Origin of the sequence: Anabaena sp. 90 (assembly GCF_000312705.1) — a bacterium.
Taxonomy (GTDB): domain Bacteria; phylum Cyanobacteriota; class Cyanobacteriia; order Cyanobacteriales; family Nostocaceae; genus Dolichospermum; species Dolichospermum lemmermannii.
This window is the reverse complement of the sequence record NC_019427.1, coordinates 2750681-2771767: the sequence shown is the minus strand read 5'-3', so window position 1 is coordinate 2771767 and position 21087 is coordinate 2750681. Positions and strand designations below refer to the sequence as shown.

The 21087-nt window shown below is 37.4% G+C and carries 15 protein-coding genes and 1 pseudogene; 3 read left to right on the top strand and 13 right to left on the bottom strand.

What is annotated here, in order from left to right:
* Positions 1 to 63: 63 nt before the first annotated feature.
* A complete protein-coding gene (crtH, locus tag ANA_RS12070; RefSeq protein WP_015080342.1) occupies positions 64 to 1569 on the top strand; it encodes a carotenoid isomerase in 1506 nt (501 codons plus the stop codon).
* Positions 1570 to 1635: 66 nt separating this feature from the next.
* Here the strand turns inward: crtH and ANA_RS12065 are convergent, their stop codons facing one another.
* Positions 1636 to 3819 carry a hypothetical protein gene (locus ANA_RS12065; protein WP_235081825.1) on the bottom strand — a complete coding sequence of 728 codons (2184 nt, stop codon included), beginning with the start codon at positions 3817 to 3819 and terminating at the stop codon, positions 1636 to 1638.
* Between ANA_RS12065 and ANA_RS12060 the strand changes: the two are divergent.
* Positions 3773 to 4042: pseudogene (locus ANA_RS12060) on the top strand (transposase); the annotation flags it as partial. The gene ANA_RS12065 and the pseudogene ANA_RS12060 sit on opposite strands and share 47 nt — an antisense overlap.
* A 328-nt stretch (positions 4043 to 4370) precedes the next feature.
* Here ANA_RS12060 and ANA_RS12055 read toward each other — a convergent pair.
* The 8 genes from ANA_RS12055 to sipA all read right to left on the bottom strand — a co-directional run bounded on the left by ANA_RS12055 (position 4371) and on the right by sipA (position 14539).
* A complete protein-coding gene (locus ANA_RS12055; RefSeq protein WP_015080341.1) occupies positions 4371 to 4766 on the bottom strand; it encodes a hypothetical protein in 396 nt (131 codons plus the stop codon).
* A 481-nt stretch (positions 4767 to 5247) separates the two neighbouring features.
* Positions 5248 to 8193, bottom strand: a complete 2946-nt coding sequence (locus tag ANA_RS12050) for a UPF0182 family protein (protein ID WP_015080340.1) — start codon at positions 8191 to 8193, stop codon at positions 5248 to 5250.
* 6 nt (positions 8194 to 8199) lie between these two features.
* The gene (locus ANA_RS12045) at positions 8200 to 9564 is read right to left on the bottom strand and encodes a cobyrinate a,c-diamide synthase (protein WP_015080339.1); all 1365 of its coding nucleotides are present in this window, start codon (positions 9562 to 9564) and stop codon (positions 8200 to 8202) included.
* Between the two features lie 242 nt (positions 9565 to 9806).
* Positions 9807 to 11702, bottom strand: a complete 1896-nt coding sequence (locus ANA_RS12040) for a CheR family methyltransferase (RefSeq protein WP_015080338.1) — start codon at positions 11700 to 11702, stop codon at positions 9807 to 9809.
* Positions 11703 to 11848: 146 nt separating this feature from the next.
* Positions 11849 to 12439 (bottom strand): chemotaxis protein CheB, encoded by a 591-nt coding sequence (locus ANA_RS12035; RefSeq protein WP_235081823.1) that lies wholly within the window; start codon positions 12437 to 12439, stop codon positions 11849 to 11851.
* A 168-nt stretch (positions 12440 to 12607) separates the two neighbouring features.
* Positions 12608 to 13477 carry a polyphosphate kinase 2 family protein gene (locus tag ANA_RS12030; RefSeq protein ID WP_015080336.1) on the bottom strand — a complete coding sequence of 290 codons (870 nt, stop codon included), beginning with the start codon at positions 13475 to 13477 and terminating at the stop codon, positions 12608 to 12610.
* A gap of 205 nt (positions 13478 to 13682) precedes the next feature.
* Positions 13683 to 14240, bottom strand: a complete 558-nt coding sequence (locus ANA_RS12025; protein WP_015080335.1) for a peroxiredoxin — start codon at positions 14238 to 14240, stop codon at positions 13683 to 13685.
* Positions 14241 to 14290: 50 nt separating this feature from the next.
* Entirely contained in the window at positions 14291 to 14539 is a 249-nt protein-coding gene (gene sipA, locus ANA_RS12020; RefSeq protein ID WP_015080334.1) for a regulatory protein SipA, read from the bottom strand.
* A gap of 698 nt (positions 14540 to 15237) precedes the next feature.
* On the opposite strand from sipA, the gene ANA_RS12015 reads away from it, so the two are divergent.
* Positions 15238 to 16338, top strand: coding sequence for a serine/threonine-protein kinase (locus tag ANA_RS12015; RefSeq protein WP_015080333.1), 1101 nt, complete (start codon positions 15238 to 15240; stop codon positions 16336 to 16338).
* Between the two features lie 9 nt (positions 16339 to 16347).
* Here the strand turns inward: ANA_RS12015 and ctpC are convergent, their stop codons facing one another.
* The 4 genes from ctpC to ANA_RS11995 all read right to left on the bottom strand — a co-directional run bounded on the left by ctpC (position 16348) and on the right by ANA_RS11995 (position 20838).
* Positions 16348 to 17631: a carboxyl-terminal processing protease CtpC gene (gene ctpC, locus ANA_RS12010; RefSeq protein WP_015080332.1), complete on the bottom strand. Its 1284-nt coding sequence runs from the start codon at positions 17629 to 17631 to the stop codon at positions 16348 to 16350.
* 233 nt (positions 17632 to 17864) lie between these two features.
* Entirely contained in the window at positions 17865 to 18233 is a 369-nt protein-coding gene (locus ANA_RS12005) for a DUF1818 family protein (protein ID WP_015080331.1), read from the bottom strand.
* A 204-nt stretch (positions 18234 to 18437) separates the two neighbouring features.
* The gene (locus ANA_RS12000; protein WP_015080330.1) at positions 18438 to 19538 is read right to left on the bottom strand and encodes a T3SS effector HopA1 family protein; all 1101 of its coding nucleotides are present in this window, start codon (positions 19536 to 19538) and stop codon (positions 18438 to 18440) included.
* A gap of 61 nt (positions 19539 to 19599) precedes the next feature.
* Positions 19600 to 20838 carry an aminoglycoside phosphotransferase family protein gene (locus ANA_RS11995; RefSeq protein ID WP_015080329.1) on the bottom strand — a complete coding sequence of 413 codons (1239 nt, stop codon included), beginning with the start codon at positions 20836 to 20838 and terminating at the stop codon, positions 19600 to 19602.
* Positions 20839 to 21087: the final 249 nt, after the last annotated feature.

Sequence of the window (21087 nt, the reverse complement as noted above, 5' to 3'; positions counted from 1 at the left end):
CGGCAGGCGGGATTAGTCAGCAGCAGCAGACTTTTCCCTCTTTTTTGGATTAAATTACAAATTATGAGTTCTGAATTATTTGATGTCATTATCATTGGTTCTGGTATTGGTGGTTTAGTGACAGCCACCCAATTAGCAGCCAAAGGTGCAAAAGTTATAGTTTTTGAAAGTTATCTTATTCCCGGTGGTAGTGCCGGTTATTTTCAAAGCCAAGGATATACATTTGATGTCGGTGCATCAATGATTTTTGGCATGGGAAATAAAGGAACAACCAACTTACTCACCCGTGCCTTAGATGCAGTCAATGTTAATCTCGAAACCATTCCTGATTCTGTCCAGATTCACTATCATTTACCCAATGGCTTGGACTTAAAAATTGATCGAGATTATGAAAAATTTCTCCAAAATCTAATTGCTTATTTTCCCCAGGAAGCCAAGGGAATCAGGCGATTTTATGATGAATGTCAAAAAGTTTTTAATTGCCTGAATAACATTGAACTATTATCATTAGAAGAACCTAAATATCTACTGCGGGTATTTCTTAAAAATCCATTAGCTTGTCTAGGTTTAGCCAAGTATTTACCCTTAAATGTGGGAGAAGTGGCACGAAAGTATATTCAAGATCCTCAGTTATTAAAATTTATTGATATCGAGTGTTATTGCTGGTCAGTCGTTCCAGCGGACATGACACCAATGATTAATGCTGGTATGGTTTTTTCTGATAGACATTATGGAGGAGTTAATTATCCTCGGGGTGGAGTTGGGAAAATTGCCGAAAAATTAGTCACAGGTTTAGCACAATTGGGGGGTGAAATTAAATACCAAGCGCGAGTCACAAAAATCATTACCAAACAGGGAAAAGCTGTAGGTGTACAATTAGCAAATGGTCAAGTTTATTATGGTAAAAAAATAGTATCTAATGCCACTCGCTGGGACACATTTACAAAACTACTACCAGCCAAAAAAATGCCAGTTAAAGAAAAAAATTGGCAACAACGATATATTAAATCACCTAGTTTTTTAAGTTTGCATATAGGGGTAAAATCATCTGTTTTACCTCTAGGAACAGAATGCCATCATATTTTATTAACAGATTGGCAGGAAATGACCACAGCAACAGGAACAATTTTTGTTTCTATTCCTACCCTCCTTGACCCGGATTTAGCACCACCAGGATATCATATTATTCATGCCTTTACACCTGACTGGATTAGTAATTGGCAAGGACTTTCCGAAAGCGAGTATGCGGATAAAAAAGAAATAGCAGCGGGGCAAATTATTGACAGATTAGAGGCTATTTTTCCTGGTTTAAATGCTGGGTTAGATTATTTAGAAATCGGGACTCCACGTACTCACAGACGCTTTTTAGGACGGATAGATGGAACTTATGGACCAATACCTAAACGTAAGTTGTCGGGGTTATTGGGAATGCCTTTCAATCGTACTGTGATTCCTAATTTGTATTGTGTAGGAGATAGTACATTCCCCGGACAAGGTGTGAATGCTGTGGCTTTTTCTGGGTTTGCTTGCGCTCATCGGATTGGAGTAGATTTACAACTCAGGAAATAGATCAGAAATAGATCCCCGACTTCTTTAAGAAGTCGGGGATCTTTTAAGCTCTTCTTCAATGATCAACTATTGCTTTGGTTTTAGGTAGTCAAGAATTTGATCAAGTTTGTTCTCTAATTCTTGGTTTTTCTTCTCCAAATCGCCAATTTTATCCATGAGTCTTTGATTTTCGGAAGTCTCAGTAGCCGCCCGTAACTTGCGAACATCATGACCAAAACCCATCAAAGCTGGACGTTCTACATAAGTCACACGGTGTAAAACCCGCCAGGCTTTATTGGGTTTTCCGGCTTGAGCTTGACGTAACGCTCGTGCTTCCTCATCATTACTTGCTAACCATTCGGGATCAACCACATAGTTAAAGAAGTCTTGGAAGTGATTGGTGCTACCTTCGAGGTAGAAACTCATAAACCGATATCGATCGACTTTTTCCCCGGGTAAAATGGGTCGGTCTTTATAATCCGTAATTCCTTTATACTCTAAACCACTCAAATCCACATTCAACTCAAACCCCTTACTCCGCAGTTCCGTTTTACTCATGGTTTGAGTTAAGTTTACCGTAGCTTGGGCGGTGAGTTCTACATCAACGCCAAAGGCTGAAAACTCACTTTGAAGCCCTAACCCTGCATTCATGCTAAAAGACCCACCAATGGTATGCTCTACCGTATTAGCAAAACTTTGAGCTTCTGTGCGTAGTCCGCCATCGGCATCCCAAACGTAGGTATTGACAATATTACGCTTACCGGAGCGAATTTGGATACTTTCCATGCGTTTTTGCCAACCCGCAAAACTGTCAGTAGCTTGTACCCGTTTCTCTTGGTCGTCGATTTTGCTTTGGATTTCGGCCTGTTTCCGTTTAGTAGCTGCACTCGTCTTGTCAGCAGACTGAGCCGCACTATCTTGAAAATTTTGTGCTTTGTCGTCTTGGGCTTTTTTCTTTTCCTCATCTGTCATCTGAGTACCCGGTTTGTCTTCTTCCCGTTGTAATCCCACCGTTGAGGGGGCATCCCCACTGTCAATATTGCGGTTTAAGGAGGTTTCATCCACTAAACGCACATCAAAGTTAGAGAAATAGGATTCTCGGCGTTTATCCTCAGCCTCAATTTGCCGTTTGAGATCGTAGGCTTCTTGCAGACGGTAGTAACTAGCTGGATAGAGAGAGCCATACTGAGAGCGCATTTCAGGAACGTGCTTAAAGAAGCGATCGCTCGTAGCACTGCTACCTGTCATCCCATCTAAGCTGCCATTCATGGTATAGGCAGGATTCATTAAAAAGGTGATGGTATTGACATCGGGAGGAATGCCATCCACAGGTTGCACTTGATAGCCGATCATTTTACCACTGCGAGCAAGACGAGTCACAAAAACATCAGCCATAGCCGAAACGACTAAGGCATAACCGATGTTTTTAGGAACAAAACGAGTCCCTAGATGAGGGAATTTGGGAGTAACTTCTGGTGTTCCTCGTAGTTCTAGTTTATCCGTCATGCTCAAAGACGAACTAGAGGTAATGCTACTCTCATTTTGGAATTGGTAGTTGAAATCAAAATTCCCTTTGAAACCCACCTTGGCAGTGGTTTCGATTGACGAACCGACACCCATTGGCGCGGTTAGAATCGACATTGCACCTCCGGCACCGATAAAGGTGTCCAAAGTTCCTCCTAAACCAGAATCCTGCGATCGCGTCCAGTTAAATTCCACATCTTCCGACATGGTTAATTCCACAGATGTCGCACCGTTGTAATCGTCCTCTAAGGTCAGGTTTTCACTGGGTACGGGAGGTGGTCCTTCGATGTAGCCCAACAACGTCGGCGCAAACTGGGCGTTACCAATCCATTTCAATTCCAAAGCCTCAACCCGCTTATCAGGGAGTAATGTAACGCCATTGGGTGAGGGATGAGCAAAGAAACGGCGCATCATCGCTACTTTCCGCTTCGTATTGGAATCTAAGGAAACGCTACTATACTCATTACACAGCAGGGCATTAGAGGCAATGGGTAAAGTCTGATCATTTACAGTAATCGCCTCAATCACCGTACCGTGATTGTTTCCTGCTAAGTCTAAGAGGATGTTTGAAAAGTCGGAAAGGTGGTAAAAAAGCTCTCTCAGTATAAGCTGTAAATAGATAATAGACAGCACCGAGAGAGTGAGATGAGTAAAGCATACCCCAGTAACCTGACCCTTGCCCAATATGAGTTTCTGAGGTTTAACAACTATTTGGGTAGATGGCGGCTTTGACGGTGAACCGTTCATGCAATGGGTGATGGATTTTTTTCGTTGGATTGTACAGGTAGTTTTGCGCCCAGAACAAACCAAGGGCTTTGTCTTGCTCAAAAAGCGTTGGGTCGTAGAACGCACTTTTGGGTGGCTGATGGGGTGTCGGCGTTTGGTTAGAGATTATGAATTATTGCCCGAAACTTCTGAAACTTTTATCTACCTTGCCATGATCCGTATTATGGTTAGACGGCTTGCTTAATTTTTCACTTTCTAAAACTTTTCAAACATCCTCTGAAAAACGAATTACAACAGCAATTTTACCGCAATTCTCTTTAATTTCTCTGATTTTATTAGTAAAGGTGATATTTTGCCTAATTTTAAACAACAAAAACTTATACTTACTTTTGCCTAATTACTTAGTCATCTTTTTTCTTGCCTTTTTCCACTTTTTCAGCAAGCCCTATTTAGAAATCGGGATTCCACGTACTCACAGACGCTTTTTAGGACGGATAGATGGCACTTATGGACTAATCGGAAATAGATCCCCGACTTCTTGAAGAAGTCGGGGATCTGGTATGATTTGGTATTTAGCGAAATAACTTTTTATGGGAAAAGCCAACTTTTTTAGGTACGTATTCAGAACAGTCTATGGCTGCTTCTGTGAGAACAGAATCAGGTTTGACAGCACATTTTAAATAATGGTTATTGGCAAAAAATTGACATTTTTTACAGGGAACTTTTTGTAGAATTTTACTTTTCACGCATATCCGATCATCTGTATTGGTGCGGATTTTATGAAAAAGTAGGAGAAACATAGCCCAAACAAAAATAAATCCCAGAGGAGCTAAAGATAGTGCTAAATCTGGTATTTGGATGTTGTGATATTGGACTTGGACTTTTTCCTGTTGAACTGCACTTTGAGCAATGGACAAATTGGTATTGTCGGCCATGAGTGTATTTCCCAATACCTGCTCTATATACATCTTATTTTCCTTAATAATCTATAATGGTTCTTAATTAACAAGTGTGACAGAACCAAGTGGCAAACCCCTCAATATAAAGTCTGTTTTAATTGTGACTGATGTTGAATTTTCAAACTTTTAATTTAAGTCTAGGATTTGTTTAGGTAAAGCTGTATATAGCTTCTGATTATAGGTTTAGCAAAAGCAAAGATTAGTTATCTCTGTCAATAGTTTTGTTTTTTATTATGTGAATATATACCTGAAGTGGTAGGTGGATATTAAAAATACAGTATTGTAATAGTTGTTTAAATTTTTGAATTTCTAGAAGACCGATACATTAGACCTCTCCGAAAATGAATGTAGAGACGTTCTATAGAACGTCTGTACAAGGGTTTCAAACCACGCACATTTAATTACCGGAGATGTCTATTAATTTAATGGTAGGGGTAAACCCTCGTGGTTGTCCTGATAGGGTTTTGGGGTAAGCACAGGATCATTGCCCCTACAGGGGACGAATGATAGTTGTTGGTGGTGCAATTTCTGGTTGAAAGATTCCTTGTAGTGCTTGTTCTAAGGTGGGTGCCATAATGATGCGATTTTCATAGGCTACAACTACTCTTACTAATGTTGGTAAACTATTTTGTGTGGCTTCTAAATAAATTGGTTCAACATATAGTAATGATTGCTCAATGGGAACTATTAACAGATTACCTTGAATTACTCTTGAACCTTGACGATTCCACAGAGAAATTTGTTGAGAAATAACTGGATCTTGATTTATTCTGGCTTCAATTTGTTCTTGTCCATAAATTAAGCGTTCTTTAGGAAAGTTATATAATAGTAATTTGCCATAATTTTCGCCATCAGAACGTGCTGCTAACCAAGCGATTAAATTGGTGCGTTGTTTGGGTGTGTAGGGAAGTAAGAGGATGAATTCTTCAAAGGAGACGTTGGGGAGACTGGTTATTAAATAGTAGGGTTCAACTTTACGGCTTTCGTTGTCATAGATTTCATTGGGAATTTGCCATTGATCTTCTCTGTTATAAAATACTTGAGGATCTGTCATGTGGTAGATCATTAAGCGTTCAGATTGAATTTTGAAATAATCTACTGGATAACGGAGATGACTGCGGAGATTGACTGGTAAATTCCTCAGTGGTTGAAACATTTTGGGAAATATTTTTGACCAAGCTGTAATCAATGGATCGGCGGCATCGGCAATGTAAAATCTGACTGTACCGTTATTAGCATCAATAACGACTTTGACGGAATTACGGATATAGTTAATACTATTTTTACCTGTGTCTGAGTAAGGATAGCGATCGCTTGTGGTGTAAGCATCAACTATCCAATAAAGATAATTTTCTTGGCCAGGAAATTGTTGATTTTTACCATCTATATGGGCATCTACCGCAACTAAATAAGGATCACTATCGAATTTTAAAAAAGGGGCAATAGTTTGAATTCGTTGGTTAATATTTCGTCGTAATAATACTTTAGTTTCTGGCAAAAAATCTCTGGTAAATACCATTTTCCAATCTTTTAAATATATAGAAAATAGCCATCTTTTCCATAGAGAGTTGATATGAATACCACCTAATCCATCATAGGTATTATAAACATTATCGCTGCCACTGGGATAATCTAATTCTTTAACTTTTGTCCCAGTCATAACATGAGTATTACTAATTTCTCCATAATAAATTCGGGGTTGTCCGATGGGAATACTGGCACGAATATTGGCATTAGAAGTATTTAAGACGCTACCATTTTGGCTAATATCTTTGACAAAATATTCTGGTAATCCAGCAGCAGCAACGGTATTAACTGGACTCATAGTGAAGCCATAACCATGAGTATAAATCATATTTTGGTTTACCCATGTTTGTGCGGGGAGAGGAACATCTGGATAATTTAATTCTCTCGCTGCAATTAGTACCTGTTGTTTTTCTTGAGTCCCGTTATTTTTAATTAAATATCTATCAATATCAGCATCAGGGAATTGATAATAAGGACGAATTTGTTGTAATTGACGATTGGTTTTTAATAATGGTTCTTGATCCCAAAGCCGAATATTTTTAATTGTTAATTCATTAGCTTTAATATCTGCTTCTGTGAGTTTTCCTGTGGGGTTAAATATTTGAGAATCAATGACATCTAAATTAAATGCTTGACGAGTAAGGTCAATATTTCGCATTATATAAGGTTGTTCTTTTTGTAATTCATTTGGCTCAACAATAAAACTTTGTACAGCCATAGGTAAAATAAAATTACCAATTAATATAAAAGTTATATACATACCTAATGTATAAATTGCCCAGCGATGATGTGAGGATTTTTGTTGCCAAAATACAGTTAACCACAATAAATATAAGGCTATAGCTACCGATAAAATATATAATATTGTATCTGCTGGTAATTGGGCTTTAACATCAGTATAACTAGCTCCATAACTCACTCCACGAACCGAGTAAAGCAGTTGATAACGACTCAGCCAATAATTTAAAGATACTACTAACATTAAACAGCCAGATAAGCCCAATAAATGGCGCATTTGTGGAGAAGAAAATCCTGGAAAAATAGCTTCTCTGAAGCTATTAGCTGATAATAAATAGGTGAGAATAACGCTAATAAAACCATATAGAGATAATCCTATTAACCAAAATCCTAAGAGTTCCCAGATCGGCAGATGGAAAATATAAAAACTGATATCTTTGCCAAATAATGGTTCAGAATGATCAAAGGAAATAGGATGAAAAGATAAGAGAATTTTTGACCAATATTGAGACATTATCCAGCCCAAACTGAGACTAAAAATAATAGCGATCGCTCTGAGGAAGAATTTGCTATAAATTAATATAGCCATGGACAATCCCCCAAATAATCCTAAATACAAAGGTTGAGAAATTATCTGTTTTCCCAACTGCAAAATTATATCTACTCGCAATAGCAGTGGCACTGATAAACTGGATTGATTAACTTTCCCTGGCCAATAAGAGAGGGCAATTTCTCCATATTGTGCTAACACTAAACACATCAAAAAAATTAATCCTAGGATTAGAGGTAAAAGCCATCGCAATTTAATTTTATTGGTATAATTATGCCATTGAGGAGATTGATTATTTGTGGGATACTGAGGACTAAGAAAAGTGGTTAATTTCCGACTAATTTTTATTTCCTGTATCGGCATAGAATTAGGAAAAGGGGGATATTCTAACCTCTGGGCCAAAGTGAGATTTCCTAACAAGTAAATGGCACTCAAACTCACAATAAATAACCATAAACTCCCCTGAGTTAACAATCTTTGTAGAAATACTTCTAGATAACCAACTTCCTGAAACCAAAAAATTTCCGCACCCAAATGAGCAGCTATATCTAAGAATAGCCACAAACCCAAACAGCCTATAAAAACTCTAATAGTTTTCATTTCTAAAACATTTAATGTCATTTTTCACTAGGATTTTAAACATTCCTGGATAAATCTTTGAGGTATTTCTCTACTTTCTCCCCAATGTTGATGAATATAGGAAGCATGAACATTAGGTAAATACCAACCTTCAAAACCTGTATTTTCATCACAATCATAGCGATAGGTATTAAATAATGGTTGAGGAGAATTAGTGATTAAATGAGAACGATGAAATTCATGGCCAAAAATATGTTTATTGCTATCAAGTAAAAAAGTATTTTCTAAAATTACCGCGCGACGATATCCTAATGTTAATCTTTTATCCATTTGTGCATGAGTGGGTAATATTCCCACCATTGGCCAGGAGTTACCGTCAAAGTCAATAATTTGCTCACACAAATACATCAATCCTCCACATTCAGCAATTGTGGGTATTCCTGCTGAAATTGAATTTTTGACTGCTTGAATTAGGCTAATATTTGCAGCTAATTGTGGTGCAAATACTTCAGGAAATCCACCACCAAAATACATTCCTTGGATATCTTTTGGTAATTGAGAATCATTTAATGGACTCCAAAATACCAATTCTGCTCCTAATTGTTCTAGTAAATCTAAGTTATCTTGATAATAAAAATTAAAAGCTTGATCTCGCGCTACGGCAATTTTTACTGAGGAATTGGTAATTGGTAATTGAGAATTGGGAATTGGGGAAGATGATGATTTTAAAAGTGGTAGAAGTTTGTCCCAATCAAAGTAAGTATCACCTATATCTGCTAAACTATTAATTATCTGATCTAATTCTGGTAATTCTGAAGTGGGAATTAAACCCAGATGACGGTCAGGAATGGTAATGTTATCTTGTCTTCTTAAAACACCAAGTATGGGTAATTGTAAAGGTGCAAGGGAAGTTTTTAATAATGATAAATGTCGATCACTTCCTACCCGATTTAATACCAAACCAGCAACTTTAATTCTACTATCTAAAGAACAATAACCGTGTGCAATTGCGGCTACTGAACCCGATAAGCGACTACAATCTATGACTAAGATGATGGGGATATCTAATAATCTGGCAACGTGCGCTGTACTTGCAAAGTCTGTTTTTCCATTTGTATTTGCTAACTGACCAATACCATCAAATAAACCCATTACACCTTCAATTAAAGTATATTCACTTTGAGGAGAATGATGGTTAAAGCATTTTTGAATATAATTTTCTGAAGTTAGTACAGCATCTAAATTTCGACAAGGAAGACCAGTTACATATTGATGAAACATCGGATCAATATAATCGGGTCCGACTTTAAAAGATTGTACTTTCACACCACGACGACGTAAAGATGCTAATAGGGTAAGTGTAACTGTTGTTTTCCCGACTCCACTCCGTTCTCCAGCAATAATTATAGACATAGATCAACAATTAAAAATTCAAAATTAACAATTAAAAACTAAGAGGATGTTTGAAAAGTATCAGAATTAATCGAGATCCCCCCAACCCCCCTTACAAAGGGGGGCTAAATTCCTCAAAGTCCCCCTTTTCAAGGGGGATTTAGGGGGATCTGCGGGTGTCAGATCCCACACGAAAAAGTTTTCAAACAACCTCTAAGATCATATATTCTAACTACTGACCACTGACCACTGACCACTGACAATTATCCTTCCCGTTGTCTTTCTTCAATTTTTGTTGGAGAAATCATACTGTTGATTTTTTCAATATCTGTCATCATGATAATAACACCTTTTACTGTTTCATTCATTAGGGGACTACAGGCAATATAACATTGGATTTGTCTGCCGCGACGATTAGTGCCATTAAGGAGTATTTCCTGGAACTTCTTTTTACCGGACATAATATCACGAATTGGATTTCGCAATTTTTCTACAGGTAAACCAATATCCAAGCTAAACCAAGATTTATGAACTACTTCCTCACTGTGTAAACCCCACATATCTTCAACTGTATGATTCCAAATTAAAATATTCAAGTTATTATCTAAGACTACCATTCCCATTTGCAGACAGCCTAAAATAGAAGAAAGAAAAATATTACTTTGGTCAAGTTCACTGGTGCGATCGCTTAATTCATGATTAATTGTTTGTAACTCCTCATTAGCCGATTGCAGTTCTTCATTCATTGTCTCCATTTCTTGATTTGTTGATTGCAATTCTTCATTGGTTGTTTCTAATTCTTCATTGGTAGATTGTAATTCTTCATTGGTTGTTTCTAGCTCTTCATTAGTTGATTGCAATTCTTCATTGGTTGTTTCTAGTTCCTGTCGAGAACGTTGTAATGCTGTTTGGAGTTTCAGATAACGGGTGATATCATTAAAGGCAACTGTTACACCAAGAATAATTTGATTATTATCTTGTAAAGGAATCACCCGCACATCTAAATTTTGAATTTCTGAATTAGACTGATAACGTTCAACATTTGTGAGTGTAATCGGATGACGTTCATTATATACTTGCTCAATTACTGAGCGTAATTCCACAGGTCTATAGGATAATTCTAAATCCTGAAAAGGGCGATTTAAATCCTTTGTTGTCAGACCAAATAAATTACGAGCTTGTTCATTAATCATAATTAATATGCCATCATTATCTACTACAACTTGGGCACTAGATGCTGTATCAAAAGCCAAATCTCTAATGCGTATTTCTTGAGACAAATCAGTAGTTGATTCTTGATTTTCTAAATTGTTCATAACTATTTGACGACTGCGGAAGTTTCCTAAAGCTACTTTTTCAAATACACGGTCTTTTAAATCTATAGGGATAAATAAATTAGAGTGCATAACTAGCATTTCTGCTTTTCCTAAAAACAGATAGCCATGATCATTAAGAGCAAAATGAAAGCGATTGATAATCTTTCCTTGGGTTTCCGAATTAAAATACATTAAGGTATTGCGACAAATCAATAAATCTAACCGAGAAATCGGTGCATCTTGAAGTAAATCATGACGACCAAAAATTACACAACGACGCAAATCTTGGCGAAAAACATAATTTTTATTGACTATATCAAAATATTTATCGCGTAATTCTAACGGGACTTCATCAATATTTTTGGTTGAATAACTAGCTTGACGAGCTTGAACGAGAGCTTCTTCATCTACATCTGTTGCGTAGATTTTTACCCGATTACGAAACTCTTCTATTCCCAATATTTCCGCTATTACTATTGCTAAAGTATAAGCTTCTTGCCCAGAAGCACAACCAGCACTCCAAAATCGAATCTGTTGATCTGGTTGTTTATTTTTGATGATATTAGGAATAACTTCTTTGGCTAAATATTCCCACGCTGAAGCATCTCTAAAAAAAGCGGTGACGTTAATTAAAATAGTATTAAATAAATTTTTAAACTCATCTGGATGAACTTCTAAATAATCTTGATAATTGCCAAAAGTATCTATATTTAAAGTCTCCATTTCTTTCGTAACACGGCGCATTAAAGTTGAACGTTTATAACCTGTGAAATCAAAGCCTCGGTTGATTCGTAAATATTCGAGGAGGTTTTCAAAATCAGGGTCTTTCTGTGGGACATTCATAAAATAAATCAGGATTTTGCTAATAAATGAACTACGTTATAGAGATACAGAATCACCAGATCCCCCCAGATACCCGACTTCTCAAAGAAGTCGGGTATCTATGTTTTTATAGTCAATCTTTTATAATAAACTAAATTGGTAATAGATTACAAATCAGGATGAGGCATCACCAAAGTTAGCAAAGCTGAAGAAATTTCTGCTAAAGGCAGGATAAAATCTACATTCCCAGTCTTAATTGCTGCGGACGGCATTCCTGGAAATTCAGCACTTTTTTCATCTTGGGCAATTACCGTCCCACCCATTTTTTGAATTGCTTCTACTCCCATTGCCCCATCACTGCCGGTTCCTGTGAGGACAACAGCGATCGCTCTTTCTTTATAACTTCCAGCCAGAGATTCAAACAATAAATCTGCCGAAGGACGGAGAAAATGCACCATTTCCGACTGCGATAAAGAGGCTGTACCATCACTATTCACCAACAAATGATTATTAGGAGGAGCAATATAAACAGTCCCGGGTGTGAGTTTGTCTCCTTCCTTTGCCTGTTTTACTGTCAGTGGAGTCCGACGACTGAGAATTTCTGCCATGAGAGATGGATGACGAGGATCTAAATGTTGAACAATCACAATTGCTGCTTTGAAATCTGCCGGTAAATGTGAAAGTACCTCAATTAACGCCGTCAACCCACCAGCAGAAGCCGCTAAAGCCACAATATCAAAGTTAGGAAGATTTGGCATATTTATCTTGAAGATTATAGTTTCCCCCATCCTCAAAATATCAAAATTTTCAATTCATTCCCTGTATCCACAGACGTATAGAACTTTCCAAATAAGCATTTGGGGACAAAAATGTAGAGCCGAGAATCCCTACCCATGGAACGTCTCTACAGAGGATCTTTTAATTCACTAATTTTCTGCTTCTAAAGTTTTTTTGGCTGCTAATAATTGCTGTTTATGTTCTTCACTCATTTGCGGATATTGCAAATTTAATTCCTGCAATTTTTGGCAAATAATATCTGCTACCACTAAGCGTGTAAACCATTTACGATCAGCAGGAACAATATACCAAGGTGCAAATTCTGTACTTGTATGGTTAAAAACCTGCTCATAGGCATCCATATAATCATCCCAAAAAGCCCTTTCCCGAACATCACTAACAGAAAGTTTCCAATTTTTCTCCGGTGATTCAATCCGTTCTAAAAACCGTCTTTTTTGCATCGATTTTGAAACATTTAGAAAAAACTTGAGGACAATTACCCCATTATTGAACAAGTATTTTTCAAAATTATTAATTTCCTCAAATCGCTGTTTCCATATATGATTATCTTGAGGAAAATTGGGTAATTGTTGTTTTTTAAGAATTTCTGGATGGACACGGACTATGAGTAATTCTTCATAATATGAACGATTAAAAATGCCAATTCTTCCCCTTTCTGGCAAAGACTTCATCGAACGCCATAAATAATCATGATCTAACTCTTCTTCACTCGGTGATTTAAAACTAAATACCTGACATCCTTGAGGATTCACGCCAGACATCACGTGTTTAATGGTACTATCTTTACCAGCAGCATCCATTGCTTGAAAAATAATCAATAAAGAATAGGTATTTTGAGCATAAAGAATATCTTGATATTTCGCTAATTGTAAAATACCTACCTTTAATTTTTTCACCGCATCACCTTTTTGGTGAAACTCACATTTATAACCTGGGTTATAGTCCTTTATCAAAGAAATTTGATCACCTGGTTTAACAATATAAGGATCATGATTCATAAAAAAATTAGCACTCCTATAAAATTCATAAATTCATAAATTCATCTGCGTTTATCTGCGTTTATCTGCGTTTAATTATTTTTGAAATCTTATTCTATGGAGCTTCATCTTAATTTAGTATAACCTCCTTCTCTCTGTGTTCTCTGTGCCTCTGTGGTTAGATAAAAAACCTTTTCACCGCAGAGAGACAGAGTGAAAACTTATTTTAAAAAACAGCAGATTGCAATTTTGTTAACTTTGCTAAAACTTCCATACTGTGAATACTCGGATTAACTCCCACAAAAGTTGCTCTTAATATCCCTTGAGGATCAATAATAAAACTATGGCGCATAGAGACAACACCTATCCAAGAACCATAAGCTTTACTAACTTCACCCTTAGTATCAGCTAACAAAGGAAATTTTAACCCTTCTGAATCACAAAATTCTGCATGGGAATCAATATCATCAGCACTGATACCAATAATTTCAGTATTTTTCTCAATGTACTTAGGTAGATCTTGCTGAAACCGTCTTGCTTCAATAGTACAACCGGAGGTAAAATCTTTCGGGTAGAAATAGAGAACCACCCACTTACCCCGGAAATCAGCCAGGGAAACCTCACCATTCCCCGTATTAGTTGGTAAGGTAAATTCAGGTGCAGGTTGATCAATTGCCGGTAATATACCACCTAAAGCTTGAGTAGGAGGAGTAAAATTCAACCAACTGATAACAGCCAAGCAAGTGGCAAATAGAATGCTAATAAAAGTGCGGCGCGAAATCATAGTCTTCACCAGAAATATAACTTAATATAAGTTTACATTCTTGTTAGCCGCTATTCTGAATCTGACTGGTTTTCTAGTGGTTTTTCGATACTCTCAATGTATTGGCTATCTATAAGAAAAGCGCCTCTAGTCAAGCGTATACCCCAATAACCACCAGGGCGACGGTCAAGAACTATACCTTCCTCACCAACATAAATTACATCAGCAGGACGTAACATAGGCATTGGGTCAGCGGTTTTGACATAAGGTGGCAATGATACCACACGGACTTTACTACCAATTGGGAATTCTGACGACATTTTACAACAGTTTGTAATTTTGAATAACGGTAAATATCGATTTTATTTTACTCTTCTTCCTTTCCACCTATTTGTTAATAAATGTAAAGAACATATTCCACATCCAAAATGAAATGATATATTAAATCCATAGGACACCAAGTTAAGAAGAAACCAACTAAGAGAAAGGGCAATTGATCTAGTGTCCCCCGTCATTAGCCCCACAAGTACAGCATTATTGATCATAAAGTGGCAACTAGCCAAACTTTAGATAAGATGGCGAAGCCAAATCCCAGAGCGGAAAGACGTAGAGATGCTGTGTTTGCGTTTTAGAAAGTCCACCCTTAGTAACTTACAATCACTTACTTACTTTAATCATTTGAAACCTGCAAATTCACTAGAACCCGGTCAACCTTGATCGGGTTTTTAGATGTTTATACCTAGTTTTGATGGAAAAATGTTAAGAGGTTGTTTGAAAAGTATTATATGAAACCCATAATCTCCAAAAACCTAACCCCCCTTCCCCCCTTCCCTACAAGGGAATGGGGGTTTTAAAGCCTCTCCCCTGGTAGGGGAGAGGTTTGGAGAGGGGTCTGTTTACACATTAAAAACTTTTAAAACATCCTCTAAGATGAGGACTTAGATACTCAAAATAAAAGTTAATAACCACGTTTTTACAAGCATAAGGCACAATAAAGACAAGTATCATTTATTTATTTATGAGTTATTGTCTTAATCCCCATTGTTCTCACCCAGAAAACACTGATGATGTTAAGTTTTGTCAAACCTGTGGGACGAAATTATTCCTAAAAGAACGTTACCGCGCTATTAAACCTATCGGACAAGGTGGTTTTGGTAGAACCTTTCTCGCTGTAGATGAGGATAAACCCTCAAAGCCACCCTGTGTAATTAAGCAATTTTTCCCCCAATCCCAAGGGACAAATACGGTACAAAAGGCAGTAGAATTATTTAATCAAGAGGCTGTTCAGTTGGATGAATTGGGACAACATTCCCAAATTCCTGCACTTTTGGCATATTGTAACCAAGATGACAGACAGTATTTAGTTCAAGAATTTATTAATGGACTAAATTTACACCAAGAATTAGAACAAAATGGGGCTTTCAATGAAACGCAGATTCGACAATTACTGCATGATTTATTGTCAGTGCTGCAATTTTGTCATGGTAAACGAGTCATACATCGAGACATTAAACCAGAAAATATCATTCGTCGCAATAGCGATCGCAAATTAGTTATAGTTGATTTTGGGGCAGCGAAATCCGCCACAGAAACAGCCCTAAACCGCACGGGAACCAGTATAGGTAGTCTCGAATATGTCGCCCCGGAACAAATGCGCGGGAAGGCACTTTTCGCCAGTGATATCTATAGTTTAGGGGTAACTTGTATTAATCTGTTAACAGAGCGATCGCCTTTCGACTCCTACGATACCCATAACGCAGCTTGGATATGGGGACAATATCTAAAAACTCCTGTGAGTCAAGAATTGAGCCGAATCATTGACAAAATGGTAGAAACCGTCCCCAGTCACCGCTACCAAACAGTTGATGAAGTGATCAAAGATTTGAATTTTCAACCATCATCTTTACCACCCAAACAAATAACTCCACCCACGTCTCAACCTCCCGCTGTGGTTAAAACTTCCACCCAAATCGAGAAAGAATTACAAGAACTAAAAACTCAATTTACAGGTGGTAAACCCCAACCACAAAACCCTAATTCTCAACCACAATCTCCTAGCAATAATCCCATAGATAAAGAATTAGAAGAATTAAAAGCCAGGTTTCTTGGTAATGGCTGAAGAAATCATTTAATTCTGCTGAATTGTATTGGTGTTTTGAGCCGATTTTTTACCTAACAATTCCACAGCCTTAGCAAATTGAGGATCTTCAAGAGTCGCTAATTTATCCCTTCCTCCCAACCATAACTTTTGACGTTGGGCATCAGTTAATTCTACCTTCACATCTGGATCAATACCGTGTTTATTAATATCTTTACCGCTAGGAGTATGATATTTAGCAATAGTTACAGCCAAACCAGCGCCAGATTTTAAAGGTTGTACAGACTGGACTAAACCTTTACCAAAAGTTTGATTTCCAACTAAAGTCGCTCGTTTATTATCTTGCAATGCCCCAGAAAGAATTTCACTAGCACTAGCTGACCCTTTATCTACTAATATCATCAAAGGTTTATCAGTTAAAGCCTTGCCATTGGCAACTTGTTTATCTTGTGTACCTTGGCGGTCAATAGTAAAGACAATCGTGCCTTTATTCATCCACATTTGAGCAATTTCTATACTCGCGTATAACAGCCCTCCAGGATTACCACGTAAATCTAAAACATATCCAGAAACCTTTTTAGCTTCTAAACTTTGAATAGCATTTTTCATTTCCTTGCTGGCATTAGCACTGAATTGATTCAAGCGAATATAGCCAAGATTCCCCGCTGGAGTTTTCTTTTCCGAAAAGCGGACAGGATGAATTTCAATGCGCGCTCGTTGAATATTAAATTCTTTTTTCTGACCATTCCGCAGAATTGTCAACCTCACCTTGCTGCCTGATTGTCCACGAATTAGGGATACTGCATCATTAGTATCCATACCTTTGGCGTTTTTACCATCAATTTCGAGAATAATATCTTTAGCTAAAATACCGGCTTTAAATGCTGGTGTATCTTCAATGGGAGCAATCACAACCAGTTGTTTAGTTTTTTCATCCTGACTGATAGTGATACCAATACCCGTAAGTTCACCAGAGGTATCAACTTGCATATTCTTGAATTCCTCTGGGTCCATAAACCGGGTGTAAGGATCTTCCAGCTTTTTCAGCATTTCCCGAATGGACTTATAGGCCGCTTTATCATCAGTATAGGACTTGCTTAAATATTCCTTGCGAACAGCTTGCCAATCTACCTGATTAAAAGTGCCATCTACATATCGGTAGTAAATATTTTGCCAAACTTCATCTACCAAATCCTTGTGACTATCTTTAAATGAAGCCTTACCAATTGAGTGAATACCCAGACCAGTAACGGCGATTGTAGAAAGCGTTACCACCGTAGCACTCAAAACCAGTTTACTTTTTGTAATTACCATAATGGCGGCTGTGTCAAAGGAAAAAATATATATCAAGTATGCCCAATCTAACACAGGGATTAGTAATTGGTAATTAGGAATTGGCCGTTGAACGTTGTTTACGGATAGAACTGGATTAATGAGCAATTAATAATTCCTAAAAGTAGAGAAAATCTCCTCAAAACGCACAACTTACTCCTAACTTCGCAAATACGCTATTATGAAATTACCAACTCGTGCCGATAGATTTGCACTCAGGCTGATGGCTTGAGCATTCTGATTGCTTGCAACAATTCTGACACGGCTGAAGCAACCCATTTACCTTCTGTCCCCCTTCCTGTATTGAGGATGAAGCGGAGATTGTAGGCACAAGGATAACCTTCCACCTCCATCCATAATAAATCGCTTTCGGCTTCACAGGCAATTTTTTCATCGTCCATTAACTCCGTACTTAGATGCTTCATGGTATCTGCAAGCTGATTAAAAAGGCGACAAAATTCGTTTAATTCTGCTTCCGTTAATTCTACCGCCCAATCTTCTGTACCGACTAATCCTGTAAATTGTGGTGCAACTGGATTCCAACCTATGCGCCAACCAATCCCACTTTTAATGACCCGTTCCATACCTATATAGTCACCAGACTTGCTATTATTTATTTTTATTGTGTTCACCTACTTAACGTCCTTTATCGCGTTCCCAGTCAAAAATTGCTTTTTCGATATACCATCTGTCTGTGTGTCCTGGATGTTTCCCGCGCAATTGGGAAATTATCCTTTCAGTAGTTGAGGTATCGCCACTGAGTTTAAGGGGACCTAGAAACCCCATCTTCAACGAAGTAAGATGGGGTAGTTCATAGGCTGATAAATATCCTCAGAACTAGGATTAAGATAAGGATGCTGCATATCAACTAAATTTTGGGCAAAGTGTTGATTAATAACTTCTATCCGTTCCTCCAGGGCATTTTTACCCTTTTGCCAAGATTCTAACAACGCATTGGCCACAATTTGACAACGATTCATCCCAAAACTTTCTTGAGGAGCAAATTTTTGATTTGGTTCTTCTGCTAACCCTAACCCCGGTGCTAAAAATTTAGTAAATAAGGGAATTTCTGGCTGAAAATAGGCTTGATGTTCTTGATAAATATCTTGAAGAATAGTCCGAATTGTCGGGTAATCTTGGCATTCAAAATGCAGCACTCCGGCATCATAACGCCCATAAGCTGCGGGATTATAAAGAACCTGAAAACTAAAGGCAATAGCCGCATTATTTAAGGCTTGGGTTAGGCTCTCCATAATAGCAATTGCCCCTGTTGACGTAAAATTAAAATAAATTCGTCCTCCTCCTAAATCAGCATTTTCTGCATCTTGGTTTTCTATTCCTATATTGCTAACTGCCACATAACAGCCATTTTGCAAGCGATTTTTAGGCATCCATATTGCTATTAATTCCCCCGCTTTGGGCAACTTTTTCCGGGGTTGTAGATGACATTCTGGCTCAATATATAAGGTTAATCCGTCCTTACTCACAGCCATACTACCATCAGGTTCAATTCGCAAAATCTGCCAATTGGGTTCATAATGGCCTGTACCATGATTGCTATGATGTAGCTGTTCATAGAAATTTTCATCTACACCTAAACTATTATTTTCTAGGAAATTTACCTGAGATTGGCAATTATTATTATTTGCAGCTAAGACTGTTTGCAGTGAACCATTATAATAAATTCCATAGAGAAAATTTCTCAGCAGTATGTTCAAATACTTCTGTTTTAAAGAAGGTGGATTTTGTTGAAACCTATTTGCTATATTCGCGGGTAAAGCAAAAGGTTGATAATGGGGATGGTAAATACAAAAATTAGGTTTAATCTGGATATTACTGGCAATATCGCATAATGACTGGAAAATTTGATTGGGAGAATCATCAAACATTAACTTGTTTTGCACCTCAAATTTCAGGAAAATATATTTCTAATTATCAGGAATAACATGACTAACAACCGCGCAGACGAGTTTTTTCGTAATAAAGACGGACTAATTGTTGTTCCTTTTGGGGTTGAGGAAGTTTTTGCAATGTGGGGACAGATTGGAAAATTTCTGCTGCGGAGATCCCAAAAATTGTCAATACTGATTGTTCGGGCATAGTCAAAAGGCTTTTAGCAACTTCGAGCATACATAAGTTACTATTATCAAAGGATTTTTGGCATTCAATTCTATTTTGAATCTGTTGAATTAATGCTAAACCTGCAAACTTAATTACCCGCACAATGAAGTCTTGATGATATTCTAAAATCATGGGGAAAGCATCAAGATAAGCCCGGATTAAAGCCAGAATTGAAGGTTGTATTTCCTCTAGAGGAATCATGGCTAAACTTAAAGATTCTGCTAACTCTAATGTTGGATCTACTATTAAACTAGACAGCCAAATTCTTAAATAACTTGCTAATAGCGTTCCTAAATCAAAAGCTGGATCTCCCCAACTGCAAGCTTCCCAGTCAATCAATTTTATCAGGCAATTATCTAGCTGTTCCCATCGGGAATGAACTAAAATATTACTTAGATGTAAATCGTTGTGAGTTAAACAAGATGGTTTCCACTCATAAGCTAAATCAGCAATAGCGGATTCTAAACTTTCGTAACGCTGATAAAGCAGATGAAATTGTAGTGCTTCAGTGGGAATTATCCCAAATGTGTCTGGATTTATTGATGGTATGCCTTGGGCGGGATTGTAAAAATTATAGCGAAACTGTCCTGCGGGCGCAGTGGACATAAAATCACGATACTCACGTTTATTAAACGTGGCTCGGTGTAATCCTGCTAACGTAGTACCAATCGCGCTGGCAATTTCTGTGGGAAAAATACTGCTGTGTTGATAAAATTTTCCTAACTCCACATATTCGCTTAAGTAGCTCCGCACTAGGATAGAATTTTCCGCATCAAAGTGGAGCAATGATGATGATATCGCGCCAATATTACCAATTACTGGAAATTGCTGTAATAACTGGTGAAATAGCGACTCATTAAAAAGTTCATGAGAACTTTGATCATTATTAATGTTCCGTTCCTGTTTAATTAGCAGTTGGCGATTATCTGCTAGTATGACCAGTAAATTTCGATTCTTCTTGGTATTTTCTGGCAATACAGATCTATATGCAGCGCCATCTTCCGCGCTACACAGTCCTGCATTGAGCAGATACTGGATAACATTTTGAGAAGATAGTGATGATAACATGAATTATTTCCTAATGATTTTAATGGCTAAAGAATTACCGCAGTCAATATTGAGGTGGCTGTAGCAGTTCTTAGTTAATGGTAAAAAATTTACGAAACATTGCTACTATCTACTAATATCCCATTTGTGTCAGAAAGACCTGCCAAAATGGCAATATTAGCTATTTTTTTACTTTCAAATCTACGGAAGAAACTATAAGATCTTGACAATATCTGTAGTATAGCCTTGCACCTTGAATAAAACATTACT

Excerpts from the sequence above, each read along its gene's own strand:
- crtH (WP_015080342.1), top strand. The coding sequence starts at position 64 with ATGAGTTCTGAATTATTTGATGTCATTATCATTGGTTCTGGTATTGGT.
- ANA_RS12065 (WP_235081825.1), bottom strand. The coding sequence starts at position 3,819 with ATGAACGGTTCACCGTCAAAGCCGCCATCTACCCAAATAGTTGTTAAA.
- ANA_RS12055 (WP_015080341.1), bottom strand. The coding sequence starts at position 4,766 with ATGTATATAGAGCAGGTATTGGGAAATACACTCATGGCCGACAATACC.
- ANA_RS12050 (WP_015080340.1), bottom strand. The coding sequence starts at position 8,193 with ATGACATTAAATGTTTTAGAAATGAAAACTATTAGAGTTTTTATAGGC.
- ANA_RS12045 (WP_015080339.1), bottom strand. The coding sequence starts at position 9,564 with ATGTCTATAATTATTGCTGGAGAACGGAGTGGAGTCGGGAAAACAACA.
- ANA_RS12040 (WP_015080338.1), bottom strand. The coding sequence starts at position 11,702 with ATGAATGTCCCACAGAAAGACCCTGATTTTGAAAACCTCCTCGAATAT.
- ANA_RS12035 (WP_235081823.1), bottom strand. The coding sequence starts at position 12,439 with ATGCCAAATCTTCCTAACTTTGATATTGTGGCTTTAGCGGCTTCTGCT.
- ANA_RS12030 (WP_015080336.1), bottom strand. The coding sequence starts at position 13,477 with ATGAATCATGATCCTTATATTGTTAAACCAGGTGATCAAATTTCTTTG.
- ANA_RS12025 (WP_015080335.1), bottom strand. The coding sequence starts at position 14,240 with ATGATTTCGCGCCGCACTTTTATTAGCATTCTATTTGCCACTTGCTTG.
- sipA (WP_015080334.1), bottom strand. The coding sequence starts at position 14,539 with ATGTCGTCAGAATTCCCAATTGGTAGTAAAGTCCGTGTGGTATCATTG.
- ANA_RS12015 (WP_015080333.1), top strand. The coding sequence starts at position 15,238 with ATGAGTTATTGTCTTAATCCCCATTGTTCTCACCCAGAAAACACTGAT.
- ctpC (WP_015080332.1), bottom strand. The coding sequence starts at position 17,631 with ATGGTAATTACAAAAAGTAAACTGGTTTTGAGTGCTACGGTGGTAACG.
- ANA_RS12005 (WP_015080331.1), bottom strand. The coding sequence starts at position 18,233 with ATGGAACGGGTCATTAAAAGTGGGATTGGTTGGCGCATAGGTTGGAAT.
- ANA_RS12000 (WP_015080330.1), bottom strand. The coding sequence starts at position 19,538 with ATGTTTGATGATTCTCCCAATCAAATTTTCCAGTCATTATGCGATATT.
- ANA_RS11995 (WP_015080329.1), bottom strand. The coding sequence starts at position 20,838 with ATGTTATCATCACTATCTTCTCAAAATGTTATCCAGTATCTGCTCAAT.